11 protein-coding genes are annotated in these 13,850 nt (G+C 34.3%); 7 read left to right on the forward strand and 4 right to left on the reverse strand.

Features of this window, described 5'->3' with window-relative positions; translation table 11 throughout:
• The first annotated feature begins 217 nt into the window (after positions 1-217).
• The 5 genes from J3U18_RS03835 (at position 218) to rpmE (ending at position 4,107) form a co-directional block, all read left to right on the forward strand.
• The gene (locus tag J3U18_RS03835) at positions 218-679 is read left to right on the forward strand and encodes a DUF721 domain-containing protein (protein ID WP_267352975.1); all 462 of its coding nucleotides are present in this window, start codon (positions 218-220) and stop codon (positions 677-679) included.
• Positions 680-727: 48 nt separating this feature from the next.
• Positions 728-1,135, forward strand: a complete 408-nt coding sequence (locus tag J3U18_RS03840) for a YhcB family protein (protein WP_267352976.1) — start codon at positions 728-730, stop codon at positions 1,133-1,135.
• 78 nt (positions 1,136-1,213) lie between these two features.
• Positions 1,214-2,587 (forward strand): Do family serine endopeptidase, encoded by a 1,374-nt coding sequence (locus J3U18_RS03845; protein WP_065563750.1) that lies wholly within the window; start codon positions 1,214-1,216, stop codon positions 2,585-2,587.
• 110 nt (positions 2,588-2,697) lie between these two features.
• Complete coding sequence (degS, locus tag J3U18_RS03850; protein WP_065563628.1) at positions 2,698-3,750, forward strand: outer membrane-stress sensor serine endopeptidase DegS; 1,053 nt, start codon at positions 2,698-2,700, stop codon at positions 3,748-3,750.
• Positions 3,751-3,891: 141 nt separating this feature from the next.
• On the forward strand, positions 3,892-4,107 hold the full coding sequence (gene rpmE / locus J3U18_RS03855; protein WP_065563627.1) for a 50S ribosomal protein L31: 216 nt from the start codon (positions 3,892-3,894) through the stop codon (positions 4,105-4,107).
• Positions 4,108-4,183: 76 nt separating this feature from the next.
• On the opposite strand, the gene metJ is transcribed toward rpmE, so the two are convergent.
• The gene (metJ, locus tag J3U18_RS03860) at positions 4,184-4,498 is read right to left on the reverse strand and encodes a met regulon transcriptional regulator MetJ (RefSeq protein WP_267352977.1); all 315 of its coding nucleotides are present in this window, start codon (positions 4,496-4,498) and stop codon (positions 4,184-4,186) included.
• 171 nt (positions 4,499-4,669) lie between these two features.
• Between metJ and metB the strand changes: the two genes are divergently transcribed.
• Positions 4,670-5,854: a cystathionine gamma-synthase gene (gene metB, locus J3U18_RS03865; protein WP_267352978.1), complete on the forward strand. Its 1,185-nt coding sequence runs from the start codon at positions 4,670-4,672 to the stop codon at positions 5,852-5,854.
• Positions 5,855-6,194: 340 nt separating this feature from the next.
• Here metB and J3U18_RS03870 read toward each other — a convergent pair whose 3' ends face one another.
• The gene (locus tag J3U18_RS03870; RefSeq protein ID WP_267352979.1) at positions 6,195-7,598 is read right to left on the reverse strand and encodes a glycoside hydrolase family 1 protein; all 1,404 of its coding nucleotides are present in this window, start codon (positions 7,596-7,598) and stop codon (positions 6,195-6,197) included.
• A 10-nt stretch (positions 7,599-7,608) separates the two neighbouring features.
• The gene (locus tag J3U18_RS03875) at positions 7,609-9,453 is read right to left on the reverse strand and encodes a beta-glucoside-specific PTS transporter subunit IIABC (protein WP_267352980.1); all 1,845 of its coding nucleotides are present in this window, start codon (positions 9,451-9,453) and stop codon (positions 7,609-7,611) included.
• A 255-nt stretch (positions 9,454-9,708) separates the two neighbouring features.
• Between J3U18_RS03875 and J3U18_RS03880 the strand changes: the two genes are divergently transcribed.
• A complete protein-coding gene (locus J3U18_RS03880; RefSeq protein ID WP_065734687.1) occupies positions 9,709-10,863 on the forward strand; it encodes an MFS transporter in 1,155 nt (384 codons plus the stop codon).
• A 68-nt stretch (positions 10,864-10,931) separates the two neighbouring features.
• Here the strand turns inward: J3U18_RS03880 and J3U18_RS11890 are convergent, their stop codons facing one another.
• Entirely contained in the window at positions 10,932-13,829 is a 2,898-nt protein-coding gene (locus J3U18_RS11890; protein WP_416380377.1) for a DNA translocase FtsK 4TM domain-containing protein, read from the reverse strand.
• Positions 13,830-13,850: the final 21 nt, after the last annotated feature.

Below are 13,850 nucleotides of genomic sequence, written 5' to 3' on the forward strand. Positions count from 1 at the left end.
GATCAAAATTTTTGATTCTACCTATTTTTTTGAAATTGATTAATTATTTTAATTAGCCTTATTATTTATTTCATTTTTAATAGTTCAAATAATGTGTAAATATTATTTTTTTACACGACTTTTTTGAATAGATCAGGTAAATTATTGAGTATTGAGTTATTTATATTAAAAATAGATTTGTTTTAATTTTAGCAAGAACTAAGGATGAGCCTAATTCATGCGTGATAATGAGCCAAAAATGTTGACCAGCCTTTTGTCACAAGGGGCTTTATTATCCCAAATAAAAGAAAGGACATTAGCACTGAGTCAATTAACAAAGGTTATTGATGAATTGCTTCCAGCACCGTTGAATCAGCAATATAGAGTCGCAAATTATCGTCAAGGTATTCTTATTGTTGAAGTTAGTTCAGCTAACTGGTTAACAAGAATAAAATACGAACAAAGTAATTTGATTTCAGGTATACGTGAAAAAATCTTACCTTCGTTATCTTCTATTCAATATAAGATTAATCCCACTATTGCGACAAATAACTCTCAATTAGTTAATTTTTCAAATAAGAATGCTAAAATTAATAATGTGATTACGATTCAAACAGCAATATATTTAAATGCTTTGGCTGAGCAAGCACCTGAAAAACTAAAAAAACAATTGATAAAACTTGCTAACCATGCAAAATAAGCTAAACAATATTTAGAAATAATAAATGAAAAGATACAGGAGTGAAATATGGATAAAAGTATGATGACCTATATTATCATCGGCCTAATAATTGGTTTTATTGTGGGTATGATTTTCATCAATTTTGTTTCTCAAAAAGGACGTAAATATGCCAAAGTTAAACGCGAATTGGAACAAGCCCAAGAAGAATTAGCATCTCAAAAACAGATGATGGTTAAACATTTTTCTCATAGTGCTGAAATATTGGATAATATGGCCAAAGATTTTCGTCGCTTATATCAACATATTGCTGAAACTTCTGGGCAATTTGTAACTTCTGATGATATGCCTATGATTGATTTAGAAGCCGTCAATAATGATATCAGTGTCAAAAATGAATTAACACTTGAAAAGCAGCCTAAAGACTATTCAGATAATCCTTCAGGATTATTCAAAAATGATGAAGTGAAATCTTAATTAATTTTCAACATTTCTTAGTTTTATTAGGCTATTTATGTTTTAAATATCAAATTTCTTAAATAAGAGAGTTTTATGATGAGTCATTCTTTACGAAAACCAAAAAAATTATTAAGTATAATTGCATTAAGTTTAGGTTTAAGTTTAGCTACATTATCTAATGCCAATGCGGCATTCCCATTTTTACCAACGGATAATAACCAACAACAACCATCGTTGGCACCAATGTTGGAAACCGTTTTACCTTCGGTAGTAAGTATTAAAGTTGAAGGCACTGCTCAAATGCAAAATAATATGCCGGAAGAATTTAGACGATTTTTCGGCTATCCGGATAGTCAATCTAGGCCTTTTTCGGGATTAGGTTCTGGTGTCATTATTGATGCTGAAAAAGGTTATATTGTTACCAATAATCATGTAATTGATAGCGCCGATAAAATTACGGTAGTAATAAATGACGGTCATGAATATCAAGCAAAACTAATTGGTAAAGATCCACAAAGTGATATTGCTTTATTGAAAGTGGATAATGCAAAAAAATTAACCTCAATCAAACTTGCTGATTCAGATAAAACACGAGTTGGTGATTACGTTGTTGCGATTGGTAATCCATTCGGTATCGGTCAAACTGTTACTTCTGGTATCATTTCTGCGTTAGCTCGTAGTGGGTTAAGTATGGATGGCTTTGAAAATTTCATTCAAACTGACGCGTCAATTAACCAAGGTAATTCCGGTGGTGCTTTAGTTAACTTAAATGGTGAACTAGTTGGGATAAACACTGCTATTATTGCGCCAAGTGGGGGTAATGTAGGAATTGGTTTCGCTATACCTAGTAATATGGTTAGAAGTTTGACTTCTCAACTTATTGAGTATGGTGAAGTTAAACGAGGTGTTTTAGGTATAAAAGGTAATGAATTAACATCAGATATTGCTAAAGCTTTTGACCTTGAAGTACAAAAAGGTGCTTTTGTTAGTGAAGTTATAGATGATTCTGCTGCAAAAGAAGCAGGAATTAAATCTGGTGATGTCATCATTTCTATGGACGGTAAACCGGTTGATAGTTTTGCAGAGTTACGCGCAAAAATCGCGACAACTGGAGCTGGTCGTACAGTTAAATTAGGTTTGATTCGAGATGGCAAAGAGATTTCTGTTGAGGTTAAATTGAAAAACGGTGATGCATCCAGTACCGAAGCAAAATCTTTACATCCAGCACTTGAAGGTGCAACACTTGTTAATGGTGATATAAAAGGACAAAAAGGTGTATTAATTGAGAGTATTGTTAAAAACTCTCCTGCTTCACGTTTAAGTTTACAAGAAGGTGATCTTATCACTGGGGTCAATAAGTCTAGAGTTAATAGTATTTCTGAACTACGTAAAGTGATTGATAGCAATCCTTCTGCAATCGCTTTAAATATTGTCCGAGGAGATAGCCGTTTATATCTTATCTTACGCTAAGTAATTATATAGCTAAAAATCGTCGATGCTTTGCATCGACGAAAACTTCATTTTAACCATCAGTTAGATATGATAGAATCCTATCAACTATTCTCATCTTTATAATAATTATGCTTAAAAAGTTTCTTTGGCCAATATTAATTGGTGGTGTGTTAGCGATAGTATTACTCATTATTTTCCCTTCTTTAAGAAATGGAACACAATCAGATTTTTCTAGATCTATTTTTAATGAAGAACCTATGAGTTATTCTGACGCGGTTAAGATTGCTGCTCCAGCAGTAGTAAATATCTACAGTCGATCGATTAATTCTGTTCCAAAACAATCACAAGATGGCCCAATTACACCGCTAGGTTCTGGTGTAATTATGAGTGAGTATGGCTATATTATTACCAATTATCATGTTGTTGATGGAGCTGAACAAATTATTGTTGCCTTGCAAGATGGTCGAATTTTTGAAGCATTACCTGTAGGTTCCGATAAGTTGGTTGATATTGCTGTGCTTAAAATAGAGGCAACTAATATCCCGGTCATACCTATTAATTCTAAACGAGACCCCAAAATTGGTGATGTTGTTTTAGCTATTGGTAATCCATACAACATCGGTCAAACGATTACCCAAGGTATTATTAGTGCGACAGGGCGTGACGGATTAAGCCCATATCGTCGACAAAACTTTATTCAAACTGATGCATCGATTAATCATGGTAATTCAGGTGGAGCTTTAGTAAATACTAAAGGTGAGTTGGTAGGCATTAATACATTAACATTTGCTAAAAATCTAGGTAATGATGTTCCTGAAGGAATTGGTTTTGCCATCCCAACAGCATTAGCCGTTAAAATAATGGATAAATTAATTCAAGATGGGAAAGTAATTCGAGGTTATATTGGCATTGATGGGTTAGAATTCGCCCCAACGCAAAATCCTAGTGATTTACCGAAGGTATTAGGTATATTAGTTACCAATGCTGAAGGACCTTCATTACAGGCCGGCGTTGAAGCAAATGATATATTAATTATGGTTGATAATAAACCAGTAAAATCCATAGTAGAAACTATGGATCAAATTGCAGAGTTGAAACCAGGAACAATCGTCCCCATATTAGTTTTGCGAAATGGAGAAAAGATTGAACTTCAAGTAACTATCGGGCAATTACCGGTTTAGATTGGTCGATTATTACTTGATTATCTTTCATATAGGACGTATAATTCGCACCCTTATCATGTTATTTAACACTCGTATGGTGTATAGATTTTGCGATTAAGCCGTTTATATAGCGATACGAACAAACTTTAGAGGTTTATTATGAAAGAAGGTATCCATCCAGAATATACTGCAATTACAGCAACTTGTTCTTGTGGTAACACAATTAAAACTCATTCAACTATTGGTCATGATATTCATCTTGACGTATGTGGTGAATGTCACCCGTTTTATACTGGTAAACAACGTGATGTTGCAACTGGCGGACGTGTTGATAAATTCAAACAACGTTTTGCAATGGTTGGTGGTAAAAAATAGTTTTACTAAACTAACGTTGTCAAAAAGGCGCTTTAAGCGCCTTTTTTGTATCTACTATTCTATTTTAATTCAATCATTAGTCGATTAAATCCGGATCGATGCCTAAATCTCTCATCATTTTTTGTGCTTGTTGTGGAATTCCATCATCACGATCTTTCTGAAGATCTTCATCACAAGGGAGTGGTTGACCAGTATAAGCGTGTAAAAAGGCTTCACATAATAATTCACTATTCGTTGCATGACGTAAGTTATTGACTTGTCGCCTTGTTCGCTCATCAGTTAATATTTTAAGTACTTTCAACGGAATTGAGACTGTAATTTTTTTTACTTGTTCACTTTTTTTACCATGTTCAGCATAAGGGCTGATATAATCGCCGTTCCATTCCATCATATTTTTCACCAAATCACATCACAAATAATGTGGGTAATTTTAGCGTTTTTTTTATTTAGCTGCAATCTATACACCAAGATAGTTAGACGTCTAGACATGTTGACGTCTTTTTTTATTGTGCTATTCTTATACAATTATTAGATATATAAAATGATTGGTAGGAAGGTTGTTATGGCTAGTGATTCTAAAAATCTAAGACAAGGTGCTAATTTTAGCCAAGGCACGATAGCTGTTCGTGGTGGAATTAATACAGATGATCAATTTGGTAGCGTAGTTCCTGTTATTACGCCTTCAACATGTTATCGTTATGAAGAGTTTGCAACACCGAGGAAGTTTGATTATGGTCGCAAATCCAATCCAAGTAGACGATTAGTCGAAGAAACCGTTGCTAAATTAGAAGATGGGGCGGATGCTATTTTAACTAATTGCGGTATGTCAGCAATACATCTAATTAGCGTTGCCTTACTTAGTCCAAATGATGTTGTTGTTGCGCCTCATGACTGTTATGGCGGTAGTTATCGATTATTTAATAGTTTGAGTCAAAAAGGCTATTTTAAAACAAAATTTGTTGACCAATCAGATTCTGTTGCTTTGAAAGAAGCACTTAGCTTAAAACCTAAATTAGTCTTAATTGAATCACCAAGTAACCCTTTGTTACGAGTTGTCGATATAGAAGCGATCACTCGACAAGCTCATGAGGTTGGTGCTTTGGTTTTAGTCGATAACACTTTTATGACACCAATTTTACAAAAACCATTGGAGCTTGGTGCTGATATTGTTAGCCATTCTTGTACTAAGTTTTTAAATGGCCATTCAGATTTACTCGCTGGAATATTGGTGTTTAAAGATCAACAATTAGCAACGGATGTACTATGGTGGGCCAATAATATCGGAACATCTACTTCGTCATTTGATAGTTATTTGTTATTGCGTGGTTTAAGAACGCTAGCAGCAAGAGTTAAATTACAGCAAGAAAATGCGCAAAAAGTGGTAGAATTTTTAGCAAATCACCCTAAAATTGCAAAAGTTTTTCACCCATCATTACCTTCAAATCTTGGACATGATATTGCGAAAAGACAACAAAAAGGTTTTGGTTCACTGCTAAGTTTTGAATTAGCCGGTGATGCTAATGTTATGCCGAAATTTTTAAATGCACTCAATATATTTACATTAGCCCAATCACTTGGTGGTGTGGAAAGTTTAATCTGTCATCCTGCAACTATGACTCATTCAGGAATTAGTGCTGAAGCACGTAAAACCGCAGGTATATCCGATCAATTATTACGTATTTCGGTTGGTCTTGAAGATATCAGTGATCTTCTTAATGATTTAGAACAAGCACTAGCTCAAATCTAAATTTTATCTGCTGATCAATAGGATTGAGAAATAATTGATTTTATCAATCCTATTTTCCTTTACTTTCATAATAATGCACTATTTTACTTTTTGACTAACTAAAGTGGTTAAATTAGTGTTTATATTTGCCTCAAAAACCCCGTTCCTCAACTCAAAAATTCAATATCACTCCATATCTATAAATCATCTAATTTAGAATAAAACTGAATTATTATCAGGCTAATACAATGATGTGGTTCATATTTGAAGTTATGACAAGATTAGGCAAACAATCATTTCCAGTATAGCTGTTTGTTTCAACAACTATCATCATGGGCTTTTTTAAAGCCCATCCCTGTTTTTAATCTTTAATACCATTATCTTTGATGACTTGCTGATACCAATAAAAACTATCTTTTTTAATTCGATTAAGTGTTTTTAAGTCATGATCATCTCGATCAACATAAACAAAGCCATAACGCTTTTTGAAACCTTGATGAGAACTTAGTAAATCAATTACTGACCATGGACAATATCCAAATAGTTCAACCCCATCTTCAATTGCATCATGACAAGCTAATATGTGCGATTTGATATAATCAATTCGATAATCATCATGTACTTTATTGTCAACAGTTAATGTATCTGGAGTACCTAATCCATTTTCAGTAATAATTAATGGTAAACGATATTGGCGATAATATTCATTTAATACTAGTCTCAACCCCATCGGGTCAATTTGTGCGCCATAAGTAGATGCGGTTAAATTTGGGTTTTTCTCAATTTTGAAATAACCATATAAATCGAAATCAATATCTTTTTCTTTAGTGCCAAATGGATGAGCATCATCTTCCGGTAAATAGCTTGCGACTAATGTTCGATAGTAATTTACGGCAATAAAATCAGGTTTAGCTTTTTTTAATATTTCGGCATCTTCTGGTTGTGTAATAGGGTAGATACCACAACGTTGCAAATAATGTTTATAGTATCCCGGATAATCACCAAAACAGTACATATCTAGGGCATAATTAGTTTTAAAATTATCATTCATTTTAGCTGCCCAAACATCCATTGGTTTATTACTTGCAGGATAGGTCATGGTGGATGATACCGCTGGTCCTACTTTGCTTCCAGTAATTAGTTCATGACAATCATTTGTTGCCATCGCATGAGCAACAAACATGTGATAATCCATTTGAGCTCTCACTTTTTCTGTGTCGGCTGGTGCGACTTTGTACATGTTCATTCGTTCATTAACACGAATCATCAAATTTTGTTCATTATTGATTTGCCAGTTTTTTACCCGATCACCAAATGCTTTATAGCAGACCTGAGCATAGCGTCTAAATGCATCGACACAACGGCGGTCTTGCCAACCATTATATTTATCAACTAAGGCAAATGGTAAATCAAAGTGATAAAGGGTAATAAATGGAATGATATCATTTTTGATTAATTCGTTAATTACTCGATTATAAAAATCAATCCCAGCTTGATTTATTTCACCGTCCCCATTAGGAATAATACGTGCCCATGATATTGAAAAACGATAATTTTTTAATCCCAATTCTTTAAACAAAGCAATATCACTCTCTACATGATGATAGAAATCACTGGCAACTTTGCTATCGGCTTGCACTGCAGAGCGTTGAAATGAGTTATAATCAGCAACGGTCATCCCTTTTCCATCAGCATCCCATCCACCTTCAATTTGAAAGGCAGAAGATGATGCTCCCCACCAAAAATCCTTAGCAAAAGCTTTCATATATTAACCTCTAAACTTGAATAAATAATAAATTGTCTTTTTTACTGACGTGACCTTTTTGACAATATTCTATATTTTTATATTGATCTGAATTAGCAACAATAATCGAAGTCGTTAAATCGAATTCTTTTATTTTATCAATATCAAATGAAACTATTTTGGTTCCTTTTTTAATGTGTTGTCCTGCTTGTACATAGGATTTAAAATATTTACCTTGTAATTTAACGGTGTCAATTCCAATGTGGATCAACAGTTCAATGCCATTGTCTAACTTTAGACCAATTGCGTGTAAAGTAGGGTAGAGTACTGATACTGTACAATCTGCTGGAGCAATTATTTCACCAATTTTAGGATAAACTGCTATCCCTTTGCCCATCGCTCCTGAAGCAAATACTTCATCTTTGACTTGATTTAAGGCAATGACCTCACCCTCAACAGGCGATAGAATAGTTGTATCAGTGGTTAATGGAGTTTGAATTGTTTTTGATTCTTTTTCGTTTGGTATGTCATTAAATCCAACAATCATTGTCATAATGCATGAACCAAAAAATGCAAAGCCTATACCAATTAAATAGCATAAGAACGCTTTTGTACCTGCTTCCGCATAAACAGGTATTGTTAATACCCCTTGGTTGGCAAAGGCTGTACCATAAGATCCTCCCCAACCCATTAATCCTCCAGCAAGTGCACCACACACAACCGCACAAATCATTGGTTTTTTCAATCTTAAGTTAGCGCCATAAATCGCTGGTTCGGTAATGCCGAACAAGGCTGTGATTGTTGCCGATGCGGCAACGGTTTTTAAATTTTTATTTTTGGTTTTGAAAAATACACCTAATGCGGCTCCAGCTTGTGAAAAGTTCGCCGCTCCAGCGAAAGCAAGTAAGTTCTGGCGTCCAGTTTGAGCTACGTCATTAATGCCGATTGGTACAATAGCACGATGTGCGCCAAAGATGACTAAAATACACCATACACCACCAATAAATGCTCCTAATAATATAGGGCTAACGCCCATAATGTAGTAATAGATCCAGTTTATAAATTCGCCAATATAGATGCCAATAGGACCGAAAATAAGTAAAGTAGCTGGTATCATGATAAGTAATGAAAAAGTTGGCACCATGATAATTTTTAATACTTCAGGGATAATATATTCCAAAAATCTTTGTACATAACTTAAAATAAATACCGCTAATATAATTGGGATAACGCTAGACGTGTAACTTGCTTTGGTTAATTCAATGGTAAACAGAGTGACTTCAGTTTTACTAGCCATTAAATTGACAATTGATGGATAACATAATGTTGCACCAATTATCATCGATATAAATTCATGAGCTTTAAATACTTTAGCAGCGGTATAGCCAAGTATTATTGGCATGAAGTAGAAAACTGCATCTGATGCAGCATGTAAAATCGTGTAGGTGTTATAAGTTTTGATATCAGTTTGATAGTAATAATTACCTATCATAACCGCTATAGCTAAAATTCCCTTTAACATACCTGATGCTGCAATAGCTGGGATGATTGGTGTAAAAATAGCTGCAAAAGCATTAAGTATTTTTACCCCTAATGAAACTTTAGGTTCCGTTTGATTACTTTGTTCTAACTCGCCAATTAGAGGGAGGAGTTGCTCATAAATTTTGGTGACTTTATTGCCTAATACTACTTGGTATTGTCCACTACTTTCAACAACGGAAATCACACCTTCTGTCTGTAATAATTTTTCGCGATTAGCTTTTTTACTGTCATTTAATTGAAACCGTAAGCGAGTAAAGCAGTGTGTTAAGTTGATAATATTCTCTTTACCGCCGACTAATTCGAGTATTTGCTGTGCAATTTTTTGATAGTCCATTATTTTCTCCATTACTTAAAGAATGGTTATTCATTGATAAAAAAGCTTAATACACTAAAAATTATCATTATTATATAAATCATAAAATTAAGATGTTTGTATTATGAATTTAGTAAGATCAATTTTTATCACTTTTTAATTCACTTCAAGCTAGCATAGTTTAAAAAATTAGACAAGTTTGTCATAATTATTGCTAAATAATTTATTTAGATATATTTTTAGAGCAAAAATTATCAGTATTAAAATTGTGGATAAATGAAGTCAGCCAAGAAGAAGTCTTATTTATTGTTGTGTATTGTGTTTTTTTTCTGGTATGCACAATATATCTATATTCCTTATCAAACCCCTTATCTTGCGGCGATAAATATATCGACTACTATGATCGGAATGGTGGTTAGTGCTTATGGATTTTCGCAATTATTCTTAAGATTGCCGGTTGGTTTATTAGCCAATGTAAAAGAGAAACATAAAATTTTTATTGTATTAGGCACCTTTTTTGCTGGAATTGCATCGGTGATTCGTATTATTGAACCGAATGGAACTGGTTTTCTCGTTGGTAATATAATTTCAGGTTTCGCCAGTGCAATGTGGATCTCTTTTATGGTGCTTTTTTTAGGTTTTTATCCCAAATCTAAAAAAGGGTATGCAACTAGTTTAATTATAATGGTTAATAATCTAGGTGTGTTTTTAGCCTTTTTAACAAGTACATTATTGTATGATTATATTCATATGGTAGGAATTTGTGTGCTTAGTTGCTTTAGCGGGTTATTGGCTTTTATTTTAGCAATAAAGCTAAAATATCCGGAAAAGATCCATCATGATTTTAACTATCATCTTTTGTTTAGCGCATTATGTAATCGAAAATTATTGTTTTTCTCATTTCTTGCTTTAATTCAGCAAGGCATTCAAATGTCTACCACAATGTCTTTTACTAATCAGATATTGAGTGATTTAGGGGGGAATGCCTTTTTAATTGGCATTTCTTCAATTGTCTATATGTTATCTTCAGTTCTATTTGCTAAATTGGGGGCGACTAAGTGGATTAATCTGATGAGAATTTCAAGCTGGGTAATTTTATCTTTTCTATTACTAGCACTTTATTGTATTTTAGTACCTCAGGTCTCTTCTGTTTATATTATTCTTCTATTGCAAATTATCCCTGGTATAGGGACGGGTATACTATTTTCGTTTTTAAATTTTGAAGCGATGATAGATGTGCCATCGTATGCCCGTTCTGCTGCCATGGGATTATTTCAAGCTATTTATGCACTAGGTATGACGCTATTTCCAATTATTGTTGGAATAATTAGTTTGAAATGGTCGATGATAATCGCCTATTTTGCCTTAGCCGGTATAGCAATAATAGGCGCAATTTTATCAATGATTTACTGGTTAAAATTTAGAAAGTAGATCACTTAAAATTTTATATAGTGACACACTATCTTATTAGTTAAATGGTTTTACTATTGAAATTTAGCCTAATAATCATTAGGTGATGCTTGTGCAAGTACTTCGCGATTACCATTATGACTTGGCGCACTTATAATGCCTTCCACTTCCATTTGTTCTACTATTCGTGCAGCGCGATTGTAACCAATTCTAAATTTGCGTTGGACGCTTGATATTGATGCTCGACGGGTTTCAACCACAAATGCTACTACTTGATCGAAAAGTGGATCGAGTTCTTCATCGGTCATATCGAAGCTATTACCTTCATTATCATCAGTTGAAACTGTTACATTCTCGATATATTTAGGTGTGCCACGCGCTTTCCAATCTTGTACAACTGCATGAACTTCTTCATCACGTACAAATGCGCCATGAACACGAATAGGAATTGAGCTATTTGGTGCTAAATAGAGCATGTCACCCATACCTAGAAGTGATTCTGCCCCCATTTGATCTAGGATTGTACGTGAATCAATCTTGCTTGAAACAGTAAATGCTATTCGAGTTGGTATGTTGGCTTTAATTAAACCAGTAATTACATCAACTGATGGGCGTTGGGTTGCAAGCACTAAGTGGATGCCAGCCGCTCGAGCTTTTTGTGCAAGTCGTGCAATGAGCTCTTCGACTTTTTTTCCAACGGCCATAATTAAGTCGGCGAATTCATCCACCATAACCACAATATATGGAAGTTTTTCAAGCGTTGGCATTTCAAGATCCATACTATCAGTGGGTTTCCAAAGAGGATCTGGAATTGGTCGTCCCATTTCTTCGGCAAGTTTGATTTTTTCGTTAAAACCAGCAATGTTACGAACGCCCAATGCTGACATCAATCGATAGCGACGCTCCATTTCATTAACACACCAGTTAAGAGCATTAGCCGCATCTTTCATATCAGTTACTACTTGAGTCAATAGATGAGGAATCCCTTCATAGATAGATAGTTCTAACATTTTAGGATCAATCATTATAAACCTAACATCTTCAGGTTGTGATTTGTATAAAATGCTTAATATCATGGCATTAACACCTACTGATTTACCTGAACCGGTCGTTCCTGCAACCAATAAATGTGGCATTTTAGCTAAATCTGCAACCACTGATTGTCCTGCGATATCTTTTCCTAATACAATTGTTAAAGGAGATTGTGCATTTTTAAATTGTGGACTATCTAATACTTCTCTGAAATAAACAGTTTGTCGATTTTTATTTGGTAATTCAATTCCGACATACGGTTTACCTGGAATAACCTCGACCACCCGTACTGAAGGCATTGATAATGAGCGAGCTAAATCTCGGTCAAGTGTCGAAATTCTTGCTGCCTTAATGCCTGGTGCAAGTTCAATTTCGAAGCGAGTAATAACGGGGCCAGGTAAATAATCGACAACTCTAGCTTTTACTCGATAATCAGAGAGGCTTTTTTCGATTTGCTCTGACATTGCATTTAATGCCGCGTGATCAACTTCAATTCGAGTTGTTGGTGGTGGCGTTAATAAATTTAACGAAGGTAACGGTGTTGTTGGTTTAGGTAAAGGCTTATCATTGCGTTTTAGCAAAGGATGAATAAGGCTTTCTTCCTCATCCTCATCCTCATCCTCGTCCTCGTCCGTAACTTCTTTTATTTCATTTTTAGTTTGTTGTTCATTTGATTCGTTTACTACCTCATTTTGATATATGTCATCAATGAGAGGGTTTTCTTCTTTAAGAAGTGATATATCAACATCTTCGGGTATCTCAAATTCGGCTGGAATATCATTAGTATTATGATATTCAGGTGTAATACTTGGTGATGTTTCCGCTAAAGGTTCGATTACAATTGGATCAACTGAATCTTGAGATGCAATATGATTTAGATTAATTTTTGGCTCATTATGCTCCATAGTGAATAAAGGTTTACTTGGTGCATCGGCAATAGCGTATTTATCTTCTTCAAAAGGTTCTAAGGCCTCACGACTATTAATTTCTCCATCAGATTCTGTTGAACTCATATCACTCGTGGTGCTTTCATTCATATTTTTCAAAATAGTTTCCATTCGCGCTAAAATCGCGTCAGGATCCATTTCTTTTTTAGATATATCTTTAGTCGGTTGGTTAGTTTCGTTAGGAGATGTATTTGCCTCAATAGATTGCAATAATTGAGCAGCAGTTTTTATAAATACTTCATCATCTTTTAATGAAATAGGTTTAGTTGTACTAATATCTGATTCTGTCGCCAATTTGGTTGAGTCAATATTATCACTACTATCAACATCAATAGGTAGATCAAATTGAGGCTGTTTTTCTGTTGTTAATTTGTCTTCTTGCTTCGAATCAGCTGGTTGTGAAACTTTATCCGGAGTAAATAACCATTTTATTGGTGACAGGATGAACATAACTAAAGCACCAATTTTTTCAAACAGATAAAGCCAAGAGAAACCAGTTAAAAGCGTAATACATGCTAGTGTTGTTGCAAGCAAAGCTAGAGAGGTAGCTAAGCTACTCATAACAGGTAGAAGGCTTTCAATTACTATCGAACCTAAATAACCACCTGCTTGGAATTGTTCTGGATCGCGAATATTAAGAGCAAAAAAACCACAACAACTAAGTACAAAAGCTAAAATGCCGATAATTCGGAAAGAAACACTAAAATAGTTAATAGGATCACTGGCATGGCGGTAAAAGTAACCCATTAATTGTAAACAAAAAAAGATAATAATAACCGGTAAACTATAGGCGATTAATCCAAAAAACTGAAATAAGATATCAGAAATATATGCACCAATATAACCGCCTAAGTTGCTAATAGGATAGTGCCAAGCTGTACGTGACCAGCCAGGATCTGATGGGTTGTAAGTAAACAGTGATAAAAATAAGTAAACAGACAGGCCTATTAATGATAATAGAATTAATTGTGCAACAATCTGTCTTCTTGTAATTTTAGATTTTTTCAAACACGTTCCTAAAAACTATCT

This window comes from Gilliamella sp. B3482 (assembly GCF_026536805.1).
Classification (GTDB): Bacteria; Pseudomonadota; Gammaproteobacteria; order Enterobacterales; family Orbaceae; genus Gilliamella; species Gilliamella apicola_E.

What these genes read in the sequence shown, in the direction of transcription:
- J3U18_RS03835 (WP_267352975.1), top strand. Translation starts at nt 218, where the DNA reads ATGCGTGATAATGAGCCAAAAATGTTGACCAGCCTTTTGTCACAAGGG.
- J3U18_RS03840 (WP_267352976.1), top strand. Translation starts at nt 728, where the DNA reads ATGGATAAAAGTATGATGACCTATATTATCATCGGCCTAATAATTGGT.
- J3U18_RS03845 (WP_065563750.1), top strand. Translation starts at nt 1,214, where the DNA reads ATGAGTCATTCTTTACGAAAACCAAAAAAATTATTAAGTATAATTGCA.
- degS (WP_065563628.1), top strand. Translation starts at nt 2,698, where the DNA reads ATGCTTAAAAAGTTTCTTTGGCCAATATTAATTGGTGGTGTGTTAGCG.
- rpmE (WP_065563627.1), top strand. Translation starts at nt 3,892, where the DNA reads ATGAAAGAAGGTATCCATCCAGAATATACTGCAATTACAGCAACTTGT.
- metJ (WP_267352977.1), bottom strand. Translation starts at nt 4,498, where the DNA reads ATGATGGAATGGAACGGCGATTATATCAGCCCTTATGCTGAACATGGT.
- metB (WP_267352978.1), top strand. Translation starts at nt 4,670, where the DNA reads ATGGCTAGTGATTCTAAAAATCTAAGACAAGGTGCTAATTTTAGCCAA.
- J3U18_RS03870 (WP_267352979.1), bottom strand. Translation starts at nt 7,598, where the DNA reads ATGAAAGCTTTTGCTAAGGATTTTTGGTGGGGAGCATCATCTTCTGCC.
- J3U18_RS03875 (WP_267352980.1), bottom strand. Translation starts at nt 9,453, where the DNA reads ATGGACTATCAAAAAATTGCACAGCAAATACTCGAATTAGTCGGCGGT.
- J3U18_RS03880 (WP_065734687.1), top strand. Translation starts at nt 9,709, where the DNA reads ATGAAGTCAGCCAAGAAGAAGTCTTATTTATTGTTGTGTATTGTGTTT.